Origin of the sequence: Rhodococcus sp. IEGM 1409 (genome assembly GCF_030056735.1) — a bacterium.
GTDB lineage: Bacteria > Actinomycetota > Actinomycetes > Mycobacteriales > Mycobacteriaceae > Rhodococcus_F.
In genome coordinates this window covers 97,854-116,837 of sequence record NZ_JASHKN010000011.1, presented here as the reverse complement: position 1 = coordinate 116,837, position 18,984 = coordinate 97,854, and the positions used below count along the sequence as shown (strand labels likewise).

19 protein-coding genes are annotated in these 18,984 nt (G+C 62.7%); 14 read left to right on the top strand and 5 right to left on the bottom strand.

All coding sequences use genetic code 11. The annotated features are described in order from the left end of the window. Positions 1–22 precede the first annotated feature (22 nt). The gene (locus tag QM716_RS24880) at positions 23–1,045 is read left to right on the top strand and encodes an alpha/beta hydrolase (protein ID WP_283306818.1); all 1,023 of its coding nucleotides are present in this window, start codon (positions 23–25) and stop codon (positions 1,043–1,045) included. Between the two features lie 102 nt (positions 1,046–1,147). Continuing rightward, positions 1,148–1,975 (top strand): helix-turn-helix domain-containing GNAT family N-acetyltransferase, encoded by an 828-nt coding sequence (locus QM716_RS24875; RefSeq protein WP_283306817.1) that lies wholly within the window; start codon positions 1,148–1,150, stop codon positions 1,973–1,975. 10 nt (positions 1,976–1,985) lie between these two features. Here the strand turns inward: QM716_RS24875 and QM716_RS24870 are convergent, their stop codons facing one another. Genes QM716_RS24870 through QM716_RS24850 form a run of 5 tightly spaced genes read right to left on the bottom strand, consistent with a single transcriptional unit; the run spans position 1,986 to position 7,162 of the window. Then, positions 1,986–3,452, bottom strand: a complete 1,467-nt coding sequence (locus QM716_RS24870; protein ID WP_283306816.1) for an FAD-dependent oxidoreductase — start codon at positions 3,450–3,452, stop codon at positions 1,986–1,988. Between the two features lie 54 nt (positions 3,453–3,506). After that, a complete protein-coding gene (locus QM716_RS24865; protein WP_283306815.1) occupies positions 3,507–3,968 on the bottom strand; it encodes a carboxymuconolactone decarboxylase family protein in 462 nt (153 codons plus the stop codon). Next, the gene (locus QM716_RS24860) at positions 3,965–4,870 is read right to left on the bottom strand and encodes an NAD(P)-dependent oxidoreductase (protein ID WP_502942141.1); all 906 of its coding nucleotides are present in this window, start codon (positions 4,868–4,870) and stop codon (positions 3,965–3,967) included. The genes QM716_RS24865 and QM716_RS24860 overlap by 4 nt, the downstream gene beginning before the upstream one ends. 26 nt (positions 4,871–4,896) lie before the next feature. Beyond that, complete coding sequence (locus QM716_RS24855) at positions 4,897–5,646, bottom strand: SDR family oxidoreductase (protein ID WP_283306813.1); 750 nt, start codon at positions 5,644–5,646, stop codon at positions 4,897–4,899. Positions 5,647–5,695: 49 nt separating this feature from the next. After that, positions 5,696–7,162, bottom strand: coding sequence for an aldehyde dehydrogenase (locus tag QM716_RS24850; protein ID WP_283306811.1), 1,467 nt, complete (start codon positions 7,160–7,162; stop codon positions 5,696–5,698). A 198-nt stretch (positions 7,163–7,360) separates the two neighbouring features. Between QM716_RS24850 and QM716_RS24845 the strand changes: the two genes are divergently transcribed. The 12 genes from QM716_RS24845 to QM716_RS24790 all read left to right on the top strand — a co-directional run bounded on the left by QM716_RS24845 (position 7,361) and on the right by QM716_RS24790 (position 18,983). Beyond that, positions 7,361–8,218: a mycofactocin-coupled SDR family oxidoreductase gene (locus QM716_RS24845; RefSeq protein WP_283306810.1), complete on the top strand. Its 858-nt coding sequence runs from the start codon at positions 7,361–7,363 to the stop codon at positions 8,216–8,218. 95 nt (positions 8,219–8,313) lie between these two features. Next, positions 8,314–8,919, top strand: coding sequence for a TetR/AcrR family transcriptional regulator (locus tag QM716_RS24840; protein ID WP_283306808.1), 606 nt, complete (start codon positions 8,314–8,316; stop codon positions 8,917–8,919). After that, entirely contained in the window at positions 8,916–10,121 is a 1,206-nt protein-coding gene (locus QM716_RS24835; protein WP_283306807.1) for a cytochrome P450, read from the top strand. The genes QM716_RS24840 and QM716_RS24835 overlap by 4 nt, the downstream gene beginning before the upstream one ends. Further along, positions 10,121–10,927, top strand: a complete 807-nt coding sequence (locus tag QM716_RS24830) for an SDR family oxidoreductase (protein WP_283306805.1) — start codon at positions 10,121–10,123, stop codon at positions 10,925–10,927. Before QM716_RS24835 ends, QM716_RS24830 begins: the two co-directional genes overlap by 1 nt. Next, positions 10,924–12,318: a lanosterol 14-alpha demethylase gene (cyp51, locus tag QM716_RS24825; protein WP_283306804.1), complete on the top strand. Its 1,395-nt coding sequence runs from the start codon at positions 10,924–10,926 to the stop codon at positions 12,316–12,318. The genes QM716_RS24830 and cyp51 overlap by 4 nt, the downstream gene beginning before the upstream one ends. 2 nt (positions 12,319–12,320) lie before the next feature. After that, positions 12,321–12,512 carry a ferredoxin gene (locus QM716_RS24820; protein ID WP_020907945.1) on the top strand — a complete coding sequence of 64 codons (192 nt, stop codon included), beginning with the start codon at positions 12,321–12,323 and terminating at the stop codon, positions 12,510–12,512. Between the two features lie 58 nt (positions 12,513–12,570). Then, positions 12,571–13,122 (top strand): Cif family virulence factor, encoded by a 552-nt coding sequence (locus tag QM716_RS24815; protein ID WP_283306803.1) that lies wholly within the window; start codon positions 12,571–12,573, stop codon positions 13,120–13,122. Between the two features lie 5 nt (positions 13,123–13,127). Further along, positions 13,128–14,375 carry a hypothetical protein gene (locus tag QM716_RS24810; protein ID WP_283306802.1) on the top strand — a complete coding sequence of 416 codons (1,248 nt, stop codon included), beginning with the start codon at positions 13,128–13,130 and terminating at the stop codon, positions 14,373–14,375. A 26-nt stretch (positions 14,376–14,401) separates the two neighbouring features. Beyond that, the gene (locus QM716_RS24805) at positions 14,402–16,039 is read left to right on the top strand and encodes an acyl-CoA synthetase (RefSeq protein ID WP_283306801.1); all 1,638 of its coding nucleotides are present in this window, start codon (positions 14,402–14,404) and stop codon (positions 16,037–16,039) included. A 46-nt stretch (positions 16,040–16,085) separates the two neighbouring features. After that, a complete protein-coding gene (locus QM716_RS24800) occupies positions 16,086–17,339 on the top strand; it encodes a cytochrome P450 (RefSeq protein ID WP_283306800.1) in 1,254 nt (417 codons plus the stop codon). Between the two features lies 1 nt (position 17,340). Continuing rightward, on the top strand, positions 17,341–18,114 hold the full coding sequence (locus tag QM716_RS24795) for an MlaE family ABC transporter permease (protein ID WP_283306798.1): 774 nt from the start codon (positions 17,341–17,343) through the stop codon (positions 18,112–18,114). Further along, a complete protein-coding gene (locus QM716_RS24790) occupies positions 18,111–18,983 on the top strand; it encodes an MlaE family ABC transporter permease (RefSeq protein WP_283306797.1) in 873 nt (290 codons plus the stop codon). The genes QM716_RS24795 and QM716_RS24790 overlap by 4 nt, the downstream gene beginning before the upstream one ends. Position 18,984 lies beyond the last annotated feature (1 nt).

Sequence of the window (18,984 nt, the reverse complement as noted above, 5' to 3'; positions counted from 1 at the left end):
CAATCGAGCACGAGGAGCGGCAATGAGAAGGATCGGACGCACTCGGGCGATACTTGTCGTCGCCCTCGTCGCATGGACAGGATTGTTCGGTGAAGCAGCGCTGGCCTCGGCAGATCTGGCGCGGACGTTGCCTTCAGACGGATCAGCTCTCGATCACGTCGAGGAGATCAACGCCCGTCAACTGACGATGTACGTCTACTCGGCTGCAATGGACAAGGTGATCCCGCTCGAGGTGATTCGGCCGGCAGACACCAGTGCGCCCAGGCCGACTCTCTATCTGCTCAACGGCGCCGGCGGCGGCGAGGATACGGCTACGTGGCAGACACGGACAGACGTCGTCGACTTCTTCGGCGACAAGAACGTCAACGTCGTGAATCCCATCGGCGGTGCATACAGCTATTACACCGACTGGGAGAAGCCGGATCCTGTTCTGGGACTGAACAAGTGGACCACGTTCCTCACCCAGGAGTTGCCGCCGATCGTCGACGCCACACTCGGTACGACGGGCGCGAACGCCGTCGCCGGATTGTCGATGGCCGGTACGTCGGTTCTGAGCCTGGCCGAGGCCGCGCCGACGGTTTACCGTGCGGTCGGTGCCTTCAGCGGTTGCGCCGAGACGAGTACTCAACCAGGTCAGGACTACGTGAGATTCGTGGTCGGATTCCGCGGCGGCAACGTCGACAACATGTGGGGTCCCCTCGGTGGTCCGGGGTGGGTGGCCAACGATCCGGTGGTCAATGCCGAGAGATTGCGAGGCATCGATCTCTACATCAGCAACGGAACGGGTCTGCCAGGTCCACACGAGAATCTGGGTGGACCGATGGTGAACGGTGATCCGGGCGTTCTGGCCAACCAGGTGATCGTGGGTGGTGTCATCGAGGCTGGGACCAACCAGTGCACCCATCGTCTGGCCGAGCGGCTCGACTCCCTGGGAATCCCCGCCACCTACGATTTCCGGGCAACGGGCACGCACTCCTGGGGTTATTGGCAGGACGATCTTCACAACTCGTGGCCGGTGATTGCCGCGTCGATCGGTGCGCGTTAGCCGGCGTACCCGAGTATCGGTAGCTGAGTTGTTTCTCACTTCGGGACCCAGTCTCCGAACCTGGCCGCCCGAACTGCAGGTCAGCGGCGTTATAGTCGCCAGATGAGTTCAGATACACTCGCGCACCTCGACACCGATGTACTTGCGCGCAGGTTTGCGTGCCTGGGTGACCCGACGCGGTTGCGAGTGCTTCGACTTGCAGCTGCCGGCCCGATAGAGGTCGACGCGATTGCACGCGCTGCATCACTCGAACTGTCCGCCCTGGGTGCTCACCTCAAGGCGTTGAGCGACGTCGGCTTCGTCGAGGTGACGATGCGCGAGGGCAACTCGGTTGTCAGTGTTGCCGGAACCGCGTACTCAGATCTGATGGCAGCGGCTGCCGTCCTGGCTGCGCGCGGTCCGGTCAGCGACACCTTGGGGCTGCTTCCCTCCGATGTGGTTCTGCGCCGCATGGAGTCGGGTGACTGGGACGCCGTGCGGTCGATCTACCGCGAGGGAATCGACACCGGAAACGCGACCTTCACCACGTCGGTGCCATCCGCCGAGAAGCTCGACGCGCAATGGTTGCCTGATCATCGATGGGTCGCAGAAATCGACGGACGCGTCGAAGGCTGGGCGAGCCTGAGCCCGGTGTCCTCGCGCGACTGCTACCGCGGGGTCGCCGAGAACTCCATCTACGTCGGCAGCGGCGCTCGCGGTCGCGGGGTCGGCAAGCTGCTGCTTCGCCAACAGGTGCAGGCCGCCGACGCCAGCGAGATCTGGACCGTGCAGTCGTCGATCTTTCCGGAGAACCGGGCGAGTGTCGCGCTGCACCAGGCCGTCGGGTTCCGAATCGTCGGGACTCGGTCGCGTATCGCTCAACTGGGTGGGCGGTGGCGTGACACGTTGTTCCTCGAACGTCGCAGCGAGGACGCTCTCGCTGACATTTGAGAACAGGCGCTCAGCCTTTGGCAGCGCTGATTCCGGCGCGTCGACCGTAGAAGCTGCCGTCACCGAGGGACGTGCCTGAGGCATAACCGCCGGCGCAGACACCGGCAGTGCAGCGGCCGGCGGCAAAAAGCCCGGGTATCGGCTCGCCCGAGACGTGCAGGACCTCCGAGTTGATCGATGTGCGAAGTCCTCCGAGTGTGAATCCGGCGGTGAAGTTGCGAAGGTCGAGCGCCGCGACGGGCGAGCCGATCGGCTTGACCCACTCCTTCTTCTTGCCGAGTACCGGGTCTTCACCACGGGCCGCGTGGCGGTTGTAGACCTCCACGGTCGACTGCAGCGTGCCCTCCGGCAGACCCATGTCGGATTCGAGTTCCTCGACGGTTTCGGCCACCCACTTGGGCTGAAACCTGAAGAACGGTGTGGAACTGTCTGCGGCGCAACCCTCTTCGTAGGAAGCTTCGTCGATGATCAAGTAGGCCTGATTCTCGTTGCGTAGCAATGTTTCCTGCCCGATCCTTCCCGGGTACGTGTCCTCGTTGACGTAGCGCTGTCCGCGTCCGTTGACAAGAATGCCGCGGATCATCAACTGGGGGTCGCCGAAGAATGCCACCTCGGTTGCGTCCATGTGAGCGAGGTCGGCGCCGAGGGCCTGCGCCATCTGGATCGCCTTGCCGTCATGCTCCTCGATGGCTGCGCCGGGCCGACCGATCAGTCTCGGAGCGTACGACTGGATCATCGATTCGTTGTAGGCGAAGCTCCCCGTCGCCAGTACGACGCCCGTGCGTGCTCGGACCGCCACTTCTTTGCCGTACTGCTTGGCGATGATGCCGACGACTCGATCGTCGTCGACGACCAAGCGCTGCACCCGCATGTCGTATTCGGCCCGTACGCCCAGGCTTTCGGCTGTCTCGATCAACGGCTTCATCAACATGAAGCCGCCGCCCTTCTCTCCGGTGCGTTTGCCGCTCATCTGCGGAACGTGACCACGAGGGGCCGGTGTCGCGATCGTGTTGAACGGTGCAGAGTTCTCGCCGCCGGAATACATGAGACCGTCGTCGAAAGGCGTTTCCCAACCCGGTTGGCCATAGAAACTTTCCTTGAACGGCACGCCGTTGTCGACGAGCCAGTTGTAGTGTTCGACGCTGCCTTCGCAGTAGTCGGTGATCTTCTCCTCGTCCGCGCCGGGACCGAGCGCGGCCATCATGAACGACTTCATGTTCGCGGGGGAGTCCTCGAACCCGAGCGCCTGCTGCAACGGGGTTCCGCCGCCCAAATAGATGAACCCGCCGGCCAACGCCGCCGCGCCGCCCCATCCACTCGTGCGTTCGAGCACCAGCACGTCGGCGCCCGCCCGGGCCGCCTCGATCGAAGCACTCACTCCGGCGATGCCGTAACCGGCGACGACAACGTCAGCCTCGAAGTGCCACCGCTCGATGCTTGCTGCGGACTGCGGACGGATTGAGCTGGCCTCGGCCATGGATTCGGGTCCTTCGTTCTTCGGTGGGTTGATTTCAGTATCTCGATCGACGGTTCAGTCGGTGTCCGTTTTCGCGGAATCCGCGGCAGCCTTCTCCTTGGCGCGTGCGGCTTTGCGGCGGTCGGCCTTCACGGCGATCAGCGCGTTGTTGAGGCCGGTGGCAAGCGGCCAGCCGACATAGTGGCACAGGAAGATCGCGGCCTCTTCGAACTGCTGCTCGGTCAACTCTTCGTTGTGGAGAGCAGCGTTGATCTGGATCTTTGCGACCTCGCTCTGCCCCTGGGCGGTGATGGCGCCGATCAGCAGCAGTCGCCGATCACGCACCGACAGCCCCGGTCGTGTCCAGATATCGGCGAAGAGATGGTCGGCGGTCACCGCGAAGAAATCACCGGGAACATCAGCGGGGAGTTCCCAGCCGTACACCTCGTTCATCTTCGCGACGCCGCGAGCGCGGGTCTCGGAGCTGCGGCTTCCTTCGGCTCCGCTGGTGTCGGTCATGTGGCTGGTGTCGGTCATGCGTGCTCCCGTGTCGTAGATGCCGGTGAAGGTTCGCCGTCCCCGTCCCCCTCCCCGTTTCCGACGCCGAGTCCGACGCCGAGTCCGGAGAGTGCAAGGTGCGCGAGCGGCAGTTCGAGACTCAGCCGCTCACCGAGGTCGATGGCCAAGGCCAAGTCCTTCTCCCCGAGATTGCGAACGTGCTGCAGTATCGAGAACCACGGATCACCCTCCGAGACCGGTGCAGTGGTGTCGCGAAGCATGATCGCGCCGGCGCCACCGGTGATGGCATCGGTATGCCTGACGATCTTCCCGAGCGTGCGAAGATTCAGTCCTGCGGCCTCGGCTAGTCGCGCAGCCTCGGTCGTGGCGGTGAACGAGACGAAATGAAGAAGGTTGCGTGCGAGTTTCATTCGAGTTCCTGCGCCGACATCACCGGCATGAACCACCAGCTCGGCCCAGGATCCGAATGGCTCACGGACGGCCTCGAACGCCTCCTCTGATCCACCGATCATCACCGCCAACCTGCCCTGGGCGGCACCGCCCGCACCGCCACTGATCGGCGCGTCTATCAGCAGAACACCGCGCCCTTTGCAGATACGAGCGAGTTCCACCGCCGTGGTGTCCGAGATGGTCGAGTGAATCGCGACGACGGTTCCTGGCTGGGCAGTCGTCAGGATCCCGTGCGGCCCGTCGACAACGTCGCGGACCTGCGCGTCGTCGAGCACCGTGACGGAGATGATGCTCGCGCGCGCGGCCACCTCGGCGGGCGTCGATGCTGCGCCTGCACCCGCGGTGGTGAACGGCTCGAGCGCTTCGGGGCGGGCATCACACACCACCAGCCCGCCCGGCCAGTCCAGGAGGCGCGTTGCCATGGGCGCACCCATGTTGCCCAGACCGATGTACCCCAGGCGGGGCTTCAAGGAAGGGGGCTCAGAAGCGGATTCCGTCACGACCGGTACACCTGCCCGCCGTCGACGTTGAAGATCTGCCCGGTCACCCAGCCCGCGTCGTCCGAGAGGAGGAACAGGCACATTCCGACAAGATCCTCAGGCGTTCCCATGCGCTGCAGCGGTATTCGCTTGACCATGTCCTTGACGATGTTGCCGGGGGTGACGGTTCGAGTCGCCTCGGTGTCGATGGGACCGGGAGCTATGGCGTTGATGCGGATGTTCGACCAGCCGAGTTCGGTCGCGAGCTGTTGCGTCAGGCTGTTGACCCCGGCTTTCGCGAGTCCGTAGTAGTTCGAGTACAGCCAGGCTGCCGTGGAGGACTGGTTGACGATCGAGCCACCCTTTTCTCGCATGTGAGGTACGACGGCGCGGCACACCTGCAAAGCGCCGTCCATGTTGACGCTCATGAACTTTCGGTAGTAGTCCCAGTCGACGGTCAACAGGGAATCGATCTTCATTCCGCCGTAGATGGCAGCGTTGTTCACCAGATGCTCGATGCTGCCGAACTGCTCGATCGTGAACTCGGCAAGTGCCGCAGTCGATTCGCCGTCGGCAACGTCGACGTCCTTGAAGACCGCGCGCCCTCCGTCCGCGGTGACCTGTTTTGCGACAGCTTCGCCGAGTTCGCGATTGAGGTCGGCGATCACCACGTTGGCGCCCTCCGCGGCCAACGCGCGAGCGTACGCCTCCCCGATGCCCTGCGCCGCGCCGGTGACTATCGCAGTGCGACCGTCGAAACGTCCCATGTCGTCCTACTTTCGTGGTGATGATCTGCGGTGATGGAGGGTGTTAATGTCAGGAAGGTGAAGCGACGAGCTTGGTTTCGAGGTATTCCTCGAAACCTGCGAGACCCATTTCGCGGCCGATCCCGGATTGTTTGTAGCCACCGAACGGTGCGTCGGCCGAGTACCAGACGCCGCCGTTGACGCTCAGCGTTCCGGTTCTGACACCCGCTACGACGTGCGCGATGCGATCGGGATCGGTGCCCCACACCGACCCGGACAGTCCGTAGGGCGAATCGTTGGCGATCCGGATGGCGTCGTCGTCGTTGTCGTAGGGAATGATCACGAGGACGGGTCCGAATATTTCCTCTTGCGCTACCCGCGACGAGTTGTCCAGCCCGGCAATGAGAGTGGGCTCGACGAAGAAACCCCTTTTGTGACTGGCAGGACGCCCACCACCCGTGACGAACGTACCGCCCTCTTCGGCGGCGAGCGCGAGATAGCTCTCCACCCTCTCGCGCTGGCGCGCCGAGATGACCGGACCGCACACCGTTCCGCGGGCGCTGGGGTCACCTGCCCGAATACCGGCCATCGCTGTGGACGCCGCAGCCAGAGCATCGTCGTACCGACTGCGCGGCACCAGAAGCCTGGTACTGAGCGCGCAGCCCTGACCGGCGTGAACGCAGACGGAGAACGCAGCAACCGAGCATGCACCCTTGATGTCCGCGTCGTCGAGGACGATGAATGCCGACTTGCCCCCGAGTTCGAGGAAGACTTTCTTGAGTGTCTGGGCGGCAGAGCCCATGACCGCGCGTCCGGTGGCGGTGGAACCGGTGAAGGACACCAGATCGACTCGCGGGTCGCTGCACAATTGTGCGCCGAGTGAATGATCCGTGGACGTCACTACGTTGACGACTCCGGCGGGGATCTCGGTTTCTTCGGCGATCACCTTGGCGACCAGCGCAGCGCACCAGGGTGTGTCCGGTGCGGGTTTGAGAACGATGGTGTTGCCGGCTGCGAGGGCGGGACCGAGTTTGGCGAAATTGATCTGGTGCGGGAAGTTCCACGGCGTGATCGCACCTACGACGCCGACTGCTTCCTTGAGTAGTCGGCGATGGGTGGGTATGCCCATGGGTGACGCGTGGCCGAGATCTTGTTCCCACGCATAGGATTCGATCAGGTCGGCCCAGTAGCGAAGATCTTCGATCGGGCCCTCGAGTTGTGGGCCGCTCGTCAGCATGACGGGCGCGCCCACTTCGGCCACAGTGATCTCACGTAGTTCTTCGATGTGCGACTGGAGTGCATCGCACAGTTGGCGCAGGCAGCGAGCGCGAAATTCGTGATCGCGTGCCCACTCGGTGCCGTCGAATGCACGGCGCGCGGCGGCGATGGCCGCGTCCATGTCCGCGGCGGTGCCTTCGGCAGCGCGGCCGATCAGTTCCTCGGTTGCCGGGTTGAAAACCTCGAAGGTTCCGCCGGATCCGGGGACCAGCTTTCCGTCGACGAGAAGTGCAGAACTGTCTGCGGGTCGAATCGTCATAACGCGAGCCCTCTCTTTCTGGACATGTGTCTGGACTCTAGTTCACACTTGGGATTGAGGCAATGGTTTTTGGGGCATAAGAGATTTCGGGCCCAGCTGTTTGAGAGTCGGTGGATCGGCCTCGACGAAAGCGCCTCATGTCCGGTGAGGCGCCGCTACGGTTCACCACACCGTCCATACCCGCAGAGGAGTAGTCGAATGAACAGAGTTGACGGAAAAGTGGTGCTGGTGACCGGCGCTGCGCGAGGTCAGGGGCGCAGTCATGCCGTCCATCTGGCACGCGAGGGCGCGCACGTCATCGCCTTCGACCTGTGTGCCGACATCGCCAGTAACGAGTACCCACTCGCCAGTCCTGCCGATCTCGAGGAGACCGCCCGACTGGTGAAAGAGACCGGGCAGCAGGTGGTGACGGCCCGGGTCGACGTCCGCGATCGCGCCGGACTCCAAACGGCCCTGGCGGAGGCGGTGAGCCAGTTGGGCGGACTGCATGTCGTCGTGGCGAATGCCGGTATCTGTCCGCTCGGCAAGCATGTGTCCACCGCAGGTTTTGTCGACGCGTTCGACGTGAACTTTCTCGGCGTGGTCAACACAGTGCACGCGTCGATGGAGTACCTCGGCGAAGGGGCTTCGATCATCGCGATCGGATCTGTCGCCGGCCTGGTGCCGCAGACCGGATTCAACGGTCAGCAAGCGCTCCAGGGTCCGGGAGGAGACGGATACGGCCTGGCCAAGAAGCTGATTCAGGCCTATACCAGTTCGTTGGCGCTGACCCTCGGGCCGAGCTCCATTCGGGTCAACGCGATTCACCCGACGAACGTGAACACCGACATGTTGCAGAGCATGCCGATGTACCGGACGTTCCGTCCTGATCTCGAGAATCCGACCGCCGAGGATGTGGCAGTGACGTTCCCGTTCATGCAGGCGATGCCGACCCCATGGGTCGAGCCCGCGGACATCTCGCATGCGGTGGTGTACCTGTCTTCTGACGAGTCGCGTTTCGTGACTGGTCAGCAACTGCGTGTCGACGCGGGTGCCGGGATGAAGATCGGTCTGTAGTAGAACTTTTCCTCGCTGCTGCCTGCCGGCGATGAATTTTCGGAGTTTCGCCGTTTCGTTGCCCTGGACACGGTGCTGTAGTAACGTCCAGACACGTGTCCAGCAAACGGGGCGAGCGAAGCGGCGGAGGATCGGTTGTCTACGAATCCACCCGTCGGCGCCTCACGGGCAAACAGGCGGAGACAGTAGCCAGACTGGCCGAAGCAACCGTGAAAGTTCTACGCGAACAGGAGTTTTCCGGTCTGAGTATCCGTTCGGTTGCGGCCGAGGCCGGCGTGGGAACTGCCACCGCCTACACGTACTTCGCGTCCAAGGAGCATCTGGTCGCAGAGGTCTTCTGGCGAAGACTGCAGGGGTCGTCGGCGCCCGACGGTGCCGGGCTGGATCGCACCGCGCACGTGCTGTCTGTGCTTCGCAACATCGCGCTGCTTCTCGCGGACGAACCGGAGGTGTCTGCTGCCGTGACCAACGCCCTGCTCGGTACCGATCCGGAAGTGGAACATCTGCGCGGCCGGATCGGGTTCGAGATCCACCGCAGACTCGCCTCGGCGTTGGATCCGAATGGTGAGCCCGAAGTATTGGAAGCGCTCGAAATGCTCTATGCGGGAGCGCTTCTGCGTGCAGGCATCGGGTACGGAACCTACGCGCAAATTGCCGGACGCCTCGAGGCATCCGCACTACTGATCCTGGAGAAATCATGACAGAAGCTTTGATCGATCCGGTGGTCTTCAACCCGTACGACTACCATTTTCACGACGATCCGTATCCGACGTACAAGCGTCTGCGCGAGGAATCCCCGCTCTATCACAATCCGGACGTGGGCTTTTGGGCGTTGTCGCGGTATACGGACGTGGTCGAGGGGTTCAAGGACAACAAGCGCCTGTCGAGCGCAAACGGAGTGTCTCTCGATCCCGCGGCATACGGGCCACACGCACACTATGTGATGTCGTTTCTCGCGATGGACGACCCTCGTCATATGCGGTTGCGCCAGTTGGTCTCTCGCGGATTCACACCGCGACGGGTTGCAGAACTCGACGGTCGGATACTCGAACTCACGAAGCAACACCTGATACCCGCGCTCGACGCGGGGGAGTTCGACTGGATCACGGAGGTGGCGGGAAAGCTGCCGATGGACGTCATCTCCGAGCTCATGGGAGTCCCCGAACCCGATCGAGCCGAACTGCGGCGTAAGGCGGACCTGGTGGTACATCGGGAGGCGGGTGTCCTCGACGTCCCGCAACCAGCGGTGGAAGCCTCGATCAGCCTGATGGGCTACTACAAGGACATGATCGCGCAGCGTCGGCGCGCGCGGACGGACGATCTGACCTCGGCGTTGCTCGACGCCGAGATCGACGGAGACAAGCTCTCGGATCAGGAGATCCTCGGGTTCATGTTCTTGATGGTGGTGGCGGGAAACGAAACCACGACCAAGCTTCTCGGAAACGCGCTGTACTGGGGCTCGCACCACCGCGCACAGATCACACCCGTGCTCGACGATCCCGAACGAGCCTCGGAGTGGGTGGAAGAGACCCTCCGCTACGACACGTCGAGCCAGATCGTGGCGAGAACGAGTGTTGTCGACCTCGAATATCACGGGCGCACCATTCCCGCTGGAGAGAAGGTATTGCTCCTGATCGGTTCGGCCAATCGTGATGCGGACGTGTTCGAAGACGCGGACAGCTTCCAGATCGGTCGAAGCTCGTCCGGCAAGCTTGCCAGTTTCGGTGGCGGCGTTCACTTTTGCCTCGGCGCCCACCTCGCAAAGCTCGAAGCCAAGATTGCGCTCGCAGAATTCGGCCGCCGGGTCAGCAGCTACGAGGTCGACGAGTCCGGAATCGAACGTGTTCATTCGACCAATGTTCGGGGCTTTGCGGCCCTACCCGTGAAAGTGCAGGTGCGCTGATGCCTCGTTTCGAACCCAACCCGGTTCGCCGGCCGGCACTGATCAGTGGTGCGTCGTCGGGAATCGGTACCGCCACCGCGTATGCCCTGGCTGAACTCGGCCACCCCGTTGCGCTCGGTGCGCGTCGACTTGCAGAGTGCGAGGCCATTGCCGAGAAGATCCGCAGTAACGGCGGCGAGGCCTACGCACACTTCCTCGACGTCACCGACGGTGATTCGGTGGACGGATTCGTCTCGGCAGCAGAGGCGGTGCACGGTCCCACCGAGATCGTCGTCTCCGGTGCCGGTGACCTCGAATTCGGTGCCGCGGACGAGATGGATCCCGAGGCGTTTCTCCGGCAGATTCAAGTCCACCTCGTTGGCGCGCAGCGATTGGCGCACCGCGTTCTCCCCGGTATGCGTCAACGTCAGCGGGGTGACTTCGTCCTGATCGGCTCGGACTGCGCTGAACGCCAGCGGCCGCTCATGGGTGCTTACGACGCAGCCAAAGCCGGACTCGAAGCCATGGGACGCCAGATGCGAATGGAACTGGAGGGAACAGGTATTCGCGCTTCGATCGTGCGACCCGGTCCCACACTGACCGGCATGGGGATGGACACGACGCCCGAGATCATCGGGCCGGTCGGGGAATCGTGGATCAAGTGGGGGTTTGCCCGCCACGGCTACTTTCTGCGTGCCTCGGACATCGCCAATGCCATCGTCGCAGTCGTGTCGGCGCCGCGCGGGGCTCACATCGTGCTCGTCGAAGTTCAGCCTGAGGCACCACTGGACAAACTTCCCACTGCGAACTCACAGGAGACGACATGACGCACGGAGTGCAGGAGACGTCGCGAACACTGCCCGAGCCACCGCGGGTGTCCGGGGGGGACCTCCCACACGGGCATCTCGAGGAACTGAGAACCGACCCGATAGCGCTGATGCGCAGGGTGCGCGAAGAATGCGGTGACGTCGGCGCCTTTCAACTTGCCGACCGCACCGTGATCCTGTTGTCCGGAGCCGAGGCAAACGAGTTCTTTTTCCGCTCCACCGACGAAGATCTCGACCAGCAAGCTGCGTACCCGTTCATGAAGCCGATCTTCGGTGAGGGCGTGGTCTTCGATGCCAGCCCGGAGCGGCGTAAGGAGATGCTGCACAACTCGGCACTGCGCGGTGAACAGATGCGTGGGCACGCCGCCACGATCGGCCGCGAGGTCGAGGCGATGGTCGCGCGGTGGGGAGACGAAGGTGAGATCGATCTGCTCGACTTCTTCGCCGAGCTGACCATCTACACGTCGTCGGCGTGCCTGATCGGCAAGAAGTTTCGCGACGAACTCGACGACCGTTTTGCCAAGCTGTATCACGAGCTCGAACAGGGAACGGACGCTTTGGCTTTCGTGGATCCGTACGCGCCGATAGAGAGCTTTCGGCGTCGCGACGAGGCCCGATTGGCGTTGGTTGCTCTGGTGCAGGAGATCATGAACGGCCGGATCGCGAATCCTCCGCACGGCAAGGAGGACCGTGACATGTTGGACGTGTTGGTCTCGGTCAAGGACGAGAGCGGCGACCTGCGATTCAGCGCAGACGAGATCACCGGCATCTTCATCTCGATGATGTTTGCAGGCCATCACACGACTTCCGGTACCGCAGCGTGGTCGCTGATCGAAATGTTGCGGCACCCCGACACCATGTCGGACGTGGTCGACGAACTCGACAACCTGTACTCCGACGGAGCTGACATCAGTTTCCATGCCTTGCGACAGATTCCGGTTCTCGAGGCAGTGGTCAAGGAAACCCTTCGACTGCATCCGCCGTTGATCATCCTGTTGCGAGTGGCGCGTGGAGATTTCGAAGTGGGAGGCTTCGAGATCCGAGAAGGCCATCTTGTCGCCGCGACACCCGCGATCTCCAATCGAATTGCCGAGGACTTCCCGCGCCCGGACACCTTCGATCCCGGGAGGTACATCGACCCGAATCAAGAGGACATCGTCAACCGCTGGACGTGGATTCCGTTCGGAGCCGGCCGGCATCGCTGCGTCGGCGCCGCCTTCGCTCAGATGCAGCTCAAGGCGATCTTCTCGATCTTGCTGCGGGACTTCGAGTTCGAGATGGCGCAACCGTCGGAGTCCTACCGAAACGATCACAGCAAGATGGTCGTCCAGCTGCAGCAGCCGTGCGCCGTGAGGTACCGCCGCCGAACGAGTTCGGGGAGTGAGGGGTGATCATGCACGTCGAAGTCGACCTCGACCTGTGTCAAGGCCATGCGGCATGCGAACTGGAAGCACCGGAGATCTTCGTCGTTCCGAAGCGAGGGAAGGTCAGTCTTCTGGACTCCGACCCACCCGAGTCGCTCCGCGGTGAAGCCGAGATGGCAGTCAGGTATTGCCCGACCGGCGCACTGAGAATTGTCGACTGATCACAGCGAATTGTCGACTGATTGCAGCGAATTCACGTACTCGAGGGAGGAAGTTCAGATGACCGGTTTCGACCGCGCAGAGCTCGACGAGATGGTCCAACGCTGGATCGAGGCGAACAAGAAGGCCGAAGCCGCCGGCGATTGGAAGCCATTGGCGGACATGTACACCGAGGATGCCACGTACGGCTGGAACTACGGTCCCAAGCAGGATTTCATGGCGGTGGGGCGCGAGGAAATTCGCGAAGTCGCGCTCGGTCTCGAGATGAAGGGCCTCGAAGGCTGGGAGTACCCGTATCAAGACTTCGTCATCGACGAACGAAGCGGCAACGTCATCGGTTTGTGGAAGCAGATTTCCGACGCCAAGCGTGAAGACGGGAGCAATTACTCCGTCTACGGTATCGGCGGAAGTTGGTTCCGCTACGGCGGGGATTTCCAATGGTCCTGGCAGCGTGACTTCTTCGACTTCGGGAACGTGTCGGCACTGTTCATGGAGATGATCAGCAACAACGCACTCTCGAAGGGGATGCAGGGGCGGATCCAGCGATCGATCTCTGGCGACCCGCTACCGGGCTGGTATCCCGTGGGAACCGCGCCGGTTCCGCTGTGGTGAGTCCGATGTCGGTGCGCGATTCCTTCGAGACACTCTCGCAGCGCGACCTTGCCGCGCTGGTGCCCGAGTTGCTCCTGTGTGGGCAGCTCATCGACCGCTCGGGCATGGCGCATCTGATCGTCGAGTTCGGCCGCGAAGGAATGGTGCAGGTGGCCGTCGAGGAGTGGGAATCGGCCAGTCCCTGGTACACCCGCCGCATGCAGAAGGCCCTCGGATATGAGGGCGACGACGTCGTGACGATTTTCAAAGGGCTACAACTCGACATCGGCGCGCCGCCACAGTTCATGGACTTTCGATACCGGGTCGACGATCCGCTGCACGGTGAATTCTGGCTCGATCATTGCGGAGCGCTCATGGACGTCGAACCGTTGGGCGACGAGTTCGTCACTTCGATGTGCCACGACATCGAGGACCCGACCTTTGATGCGACTGCCATCGCGACCAACCCGCACGCCCAGATCCGCCCGATTCACCGACCACCGCGTAGACCCGCGGACCGACATCCGCACTGCGCCTGGACCGTTGTCATCGACCCGTCACACACACCTCCCGTGATGACCGCACACACCGAGCAGATCGGACGCACTGAAGCGGTGACGGTCGAGCTGAGCCCGATCGATCACGGCGGGGACGGTAGGTCGGACTATTCGGGGCCGCTGTTGTCGGACCTGAGGTTCTCCGACTTCTCACGTTCGGCCTTGGTTCGTATCGCAGAGGAGATCTGCGTGCAGCATCACTTGTTGGCGTTGGGTTTTCTGGCCGCGGTTCGCCGTCGTGCCGATGAGGACAAGGCGCGCGACATCACACGGAAGCAACTCACGGGAATCGCAGGAGTAGCCGCACAGCGCATCCGAGATGCGCTCGGGCTTCCTTCGACTCTGGAATCGCTGGCGTTGGTCCTGTCCGTGCACCCCTTGCTGAATCCGAAGCAGTACGTGGAGAGCGAGATTCGACCCGACGGCGACGCTCTGGAGCTGTGGATCTCGCGCGAAGGTCTTGTCGACCGCGACGGCGGTTGGCCGACCTTGGTGGACAGCGGGCATCTCGATGCCCTCCAGGCGTTGGTTCGCGGAGTGAATCCGCACTTCACCGTGAGAGTGGTGGCCGAAGATCCCGCGGGACTCCTTCTGGCCGTGGACATCACGGAAGCTCCAGCTCCGGAATGCGTCGAAGTCGCCATTACGAAGGTCAGTACCGGCGCGGCCTTCGTGTTCGAAGATCGCGGAATTCCCTTGCCTCTCTTCGTCGTCTGAGTGACCGAACCCGAAGGACTCAACCAATGGCCTACACGTTCGCGGACCTGTTCGAGCATTCTGTCGACGCGATGCCCGATCGCCTCGCGCTGATCGTTTCCGGTGAGGAGGTGACTTACCGTGAGCTCGACGAGCGGGCGAACCAATTGGCGCATTACTTCCAGTCCGTCGGGCTGGGTGTCGGTTCGCACATCGGCATTCACCTGCACAACTCGATCGAGGCGATGGTCGCAGTCCTCGCGGCCTTCAAGATCCGCGGGGTTCCCATTACGGTGAACTACCGCTACACGAGCGACGAATTAGTCTACCTGTACGAGAACGCGGATCTCGAGGCGTTGGTTTTCCATCGTGGTTTCGCCGAACGGGTCGCTGAAGCCTTGGTGTCCACAGTGCGGGTGAAGCACGTCATCGAGGTGCCCGACGAACTCGCTCTCGGGAATGAACCGTCGGTTCCGGTGGCAGTGGCGTACGACGACGCCCTCGGTGACCAATCCCCGCTTCGTACAGGTGAACACGCATTTCCGGAGCGCTCCGGCGACGATGTCTACGTTCTCTACACGGGCGGAACCACCGGACGACCGAAAGGCGTCGTCTGGCGTCAGGAAGACATCTGGCGCGTGTTGGCCGGCGGCTACGACTTCTATTCGGGAGAGCCGATCGCCGACGAGTACCAACAGTCGCGCGGTGGCGCCGCGGCAGCCGAACCTATGCGGTGGTGCATGCTTCCACCGCTGATCCACACGTCCGCGTTGATGCCGACGTTCAATGCGCTGTTCTCGGGGAACACCGTCATCTTCGAACCCAAATTCGATGCCGCACACGTCTGGCAGGTCGTCGCCGAGTACCGGCCGCAGGTCATGGTAATCACCGGTGACGCTATGGGTCGGCCACTGGTCGAAGCCCATCGCGAATTGCAACCGGATGCGTCGAGCCTGGCTGTACTCGCGTCCGGCGCCGCACTCTTCTCCGGTTCGGTCAAAGACGCGTTCTTCGACGTATTTCCGAATCTGATGATCTCCGATTCGGTCGGTTCCTCCGAAACAGGCTTCGGCGGAATCGGATTCGCAACCAAAGGTCTCGAGCAGCGCGGTGGTCCCAAAGTGGGAGCCAACAGATTCACTGTCGTCGTCGACGACGACAACCGAGTGTTGGAGCCGGGCTCGGGCGCCGAAGGATGGTTGGCGAAACTCGGTAACGTCCCACTCGGCTACTACAAGGATCCGGTGAAGTCGGCCGAGATATTCCGCGAGGTGAACGGCGCACGGGCAGTGGTGACCGGAGACCGGGCGCGGATCGAGGACGACGGCTCGGTCACCCTCCTCGGACGGGGAAACATGGTGGTCAACACCGGCGGCGAGAAGGTCTTCGTGGAAGAAGTCGAAGCAGTGGTGAAGGCCCATCCCGACATCTACGACGCGACAGTGATCGGCGTTGCCGACGAGCGGTGGGGCAATCGAGTGGCGGCTGTGCTCCGCATCCGCAACGGTGTGGAACCGGATTTCGAATCCATCGAGAAACACGCCCGCAGTCAGCTTGCCGGCTACAAGATTCCGCGTTCCTTCTGGATCGCCGACGACGTTGTTCGAGCGCCGAGCGGCAAGCCCGACTACCGGTGGGCAAAGGAGTACTCGCAAAGCCGAGACCCTGCCCACCGGATCGACTAGCGCTCGCACGCCGCACCCGGCACCCATCCGTAAAGGAGCACCTGCAATGCCTGAGATCGACCTTCCCGACGGGTTCGACGTGACCGACCCCCATCTGTACGGCGAGCGTGTCCCGCTTGCCGAATTCGCCGAACTACGACGGTGCGCTCCGGTCTGGTGGAACGCGCAGGAACCGGGCACCGGCGGATTTCACGACGGTGGTTGTTGGGTGGTCTCTCGTCACGCAGACGTCCGTGACGTCTCGTTGCGCAGCGAGGTGTTCTCCAGCAACGTCAACGGCTGCATTCCGCGCCATGAGGACAACATCTCCGCTGAGGAGTTGGAGGCAACCAAACATGTCCTGATCAACAAGGACGCCCCCGAGCACACGCAGTTGCGCAAGTTGGTGGCGCGTTTGTTCACTCCGCGGTCGGTGGAAGCGATGCGCGCCGGCCTCGAAGCGCGCGCGGAGGCCATAACGTCGGCCGCCGTCGCGGAAGGTAGCGGTGATTTTGTCAGCCAGGTCGCCAGTGAGCTACCCATGCAAGCGATCTCGGAGCTGATCGGTGTACCGCAGGACGGGCGTCGTCAGCTCTACGATTGGTCGAATCAGATGACGGGATACGACGACGAGTCACTCGCCGGAGAGTCCCGGATGGCGTCGGCGCAGATCTTGGGCTACGCCTACCAACTGGCCGAGGCGAGACGAGACGAACCGCTCGACGACATCATCTCGCGTTTGGTGCATGCCGACATCGACGGGCAGAAACTCACCCCGGAACAGTTCGGTTTCTTCGTCATCATGTTGGCTGTCGCCGGCAACGAAACGACGCGCAACGCCACGACGCTCGGCATGATGGCGTTTCTCGAACATCCGGATCAGTGGGAGCTGTACAAGCGTGAACGTCCGCGCACCGCTGCGGACGAGATCATTCGCTGGGCTTCGCCGCTCACGTCGATGCAGCGGACAGCAGTGGTGGACACACAGATTGCCGGCACTGCGATTGCGAAGGGGCAGCGCGTCGTACTGCTCTACGGCTCGGCGAACTTCGACGAGACCGTGTTCGATAACCCCGACGTCTTCGACGTCACCCGAGATCCGAACCCGCACCTCGCATTCGGGGGAACCGGACCACACTACTGCGTCGGCGCCAACCTGGCCCGAATGGAGGTCGACCTGATCTTCGGCAAGATCGCCGATCACATGCCCGACATCAGCAAACTCGGTGATCCGAGCCGACTGTCGTCCGGATGGCTCAACGGAATCAAGGAATTCAAGGTCGATTACGGCAACTCCACGTCGTGTCCTTCGGGGCATTGACATGTACAGCGGAAAAGTTTCACTTGCCGGCCCGATGCGCGAACTCGGCCAGTTCTACCGGATGGGCGCCGATGTTGCAGTGGGCTTGTTCCGCACCCGCTTTCAGGTGCAGGAGTTTCTCGAGCAGAGCTGGATGATCGCCAGGGTGTCGATCGTGCCGACGGTGTTGGTGGCCGTGCCGTTCACGGTCCTGGTGAGTTTCACGCTCAACATCCTGCTCCGCGAGATCGGCGCCGCCGACCTCAGCGGCGCCGGGGCCGCGCTCGGTGCCGTGACCCAGGTCGGACCGGTGGTGACGGTGCTGATCGTGGCAGGTGCCGGCGCGACAGCCATCGCCGCCGATCTGGGATCGAGAACGATCCGCGAAGAGATCGACGCCATGGAGGTGCTCGGGATCGATCCGATCAATCGGCTGGTGATTCCGCGGGTGGTCGCGTCGACCGTGGTGGCTTTGCTGCTCAACGGACTTGTCTGCGTCATCGGTATTGCCGGGGGCTACGCATTCTCGGTGTTTCTCCAGGGCGTCAACCCCGGCGCGTTCGTCGAGGGAATCACTTTGCTGACAGGTCTGCCCGAGGTGGCTTTGTCCATGGTCAAAGCCGCATTGTTCGGGATGCTCGCGGGATTGGTGGCCTGTTATCGCGGACTGTCGGTACGTGGTGGACCGAAAGGTGTGGGGGAGGCCGTGAACGAAACGGTGGTGTACGCGTTCATGGCGTTGTTCGTGGTCAACACCATCGTCACCGCGGTCGGCATCCGATTGACGGCGGGGTGATCGAGGTGACCTTGTCAGAATCGCTCGCACAAATCGGCAAGTTCGGACGCACGCGCGCGCGGGTGGCCCGGACGTCGCGCTCGATCGACGACGTCGGGCGACAAGCTGTCTTCTTCGCGCGCGCTATCGCCCACATCCCGTGGGCAATTCGCAAGCACCCGAAAGAAGTTTTGCGACTGGTCGCCGAGATCAGCATGGGCACAGGCGCTTTGGCGGTTATCGGCGGCACCGTCGCAGTCGTGGGATTCTTGACACTAGCCTCGGGCGGCACCATAGCGATTCAGGGTTTCAGCTCGCTGGGCAACATCGGAGTCGAAGCGCTCACCGGTTTCTTCTCGGCATTCATCAACGTGCGAATCGCCGCGCCGGTCATCGCGGGAATCGGCTTGTCCGCCACGATCGGCGCAGGTTCGACCGCACAGATCGGTGCCATGCGCATCAGCGAGGAGATCGACGCCCTCGAATCGATGGCGATCAGTTCGGTGCCATACGTCGTCAGTACACGCGTCACTGCGGGGATGCTGGCGATTCTGCCGTTGTACTCCCTGGCACTCGTCGGATCTTTTCTGGCCGGAAGGTTCACCACGGTCGTCCTGTTCGGTCAGTCGTCCGGCCTCTACGACCACTACTTCACGACGTTCCTCGATCCGGTCGACGTCGCGTGGTCGTTCGTTCAGGTGCTCGTGATGGCACTACTGGTGATGTTGATCCACACCTACTACGGATACAACGCGTCCGGCGGTCCGTCGGGCGTGGGAACCGCAGTGGGCCGCGGGGTTCGGCTCTCTCTTATCTGCGTCGTGGCGGTGACCCTGCTCGTCTCACTCGCACTCTACGGCGGTTCCGGCAACTTCAATCTGTCCGGTTAGG

Excerpts from the sequence above, each read along its gene's own strand:
- QM716_RS24880 (WP_283306818.1), top strand. The coding sequence starts at position 23 with ATGAGAAGGATCGGACGCACTCGGGCGATACTTGTCGTCGCCCTCGTC.
- QM716_RS24875 (WP_283306817.1), top strand. The coding sequence starts at position 1,148 with ATGAGTTCAGATACACTCGCGCACCTCGACACCGATGTACTTGCGCGC.
- QM716_RS24870 (WP_283306816.1), bottom strand. The coding sequence starts at position 3,452 with ATGGCCGAGGCCAGCTCAATCCGTCCGCAGTCCGCAGCAAGCATCGAG.
- QM716_RS24865 (WP_283306815.1), bottom strand. The coding sequence starts at position 3,968 with ATGACCGACACCAGCCACATGACCGACACCAGCGGAGCCGAAGGAAGC.
- QM716_RS24855 (WP_283306813.1), bottom strand. The coding sequence starts at position 5,646 with ATGGGACGTTTCGACGGTCGCACTGCGATAGTCACCGGCGCGGCGCAG.
- QM716_RS24850 (WP_283306811.1), bottom strand. The coding sequence starts at position 7,162 with ATGACGATTCGACCCGCAGACAGTTCTGCACTTCTCGTCGACGGAAAG.
- QM716_RS24845 (WP_283306810.1), top strand. The coding sequence starts at position 7,361 with ATGAACAGAGTTGACGGAAAAGTGGTGCTGGTGACCGGCGCTGCGCGA.
- QM716_RS24835 (WP_283306807.1), top strand. The coding sequence starts at position 8,916 with ATGACAGAAGCTTTGATCGATCCGGTGGTCTTCAACCCGTACGACTAC.
- QM716_RS24830 (WP_283306805.1), top strand. The coding sequence starts at position 10,121 with ATGCCTCGTTTCGAACCCAACCCGGTTCGCCGGCCGGCACTGATCAGT.
- cyp51 (WP_283306804.1), top strand. The coding sequence starts at position 10,924 with ATGACGCACGGAGTGCAGGAGACGTCGCGAACACTGCCCGAGCCACCG.
- QM716_RS24820 (WP_020907945.1), top strand. The coding sequence starts at position 12,321 with ATGCACGTCGAAGTCGACCTCGACCTGTGTCAAGGCCATGCGGCATGC.
- QM716_RS24815 (WP_283306803.1), top strand. The coding sequence starts at position 12,571 with ATGACCGGTTTCGACCGCGCAGAGCTCGACGAGATGGTCCAACGCTGG.
- QM716_RS24810 (WP_283306802.1), top strand. The coding sequence starts at position 13,128 with ATGTCGGTGCGCGATTCCTTCGAGACACTCTCGCAGCGCGACCTTGCC.
- QM716_RS24805 (WP_283306801.1), top strand. The coding sequence starts at position 14,402 with ATGGCCTACACGTTCGCGGACCTGTTCGAGCATTCTGTCGACGCGATG.
- QM716_RS24800 (WP_283306800.1), top strand. The coding sequence starts at position 16,086 with ATGCCTGAGATCGACCTTCCCGACGGGTTCGACGTGACCGACCCCCAT.
- QM716_RS24795 (WP_283306798.1), top strand. The coding sequence starts at position 17,341 with ATGTACAGCGGAAAAGTTTCACTTGCCGGCCCGATGCGCGAACTCGGC.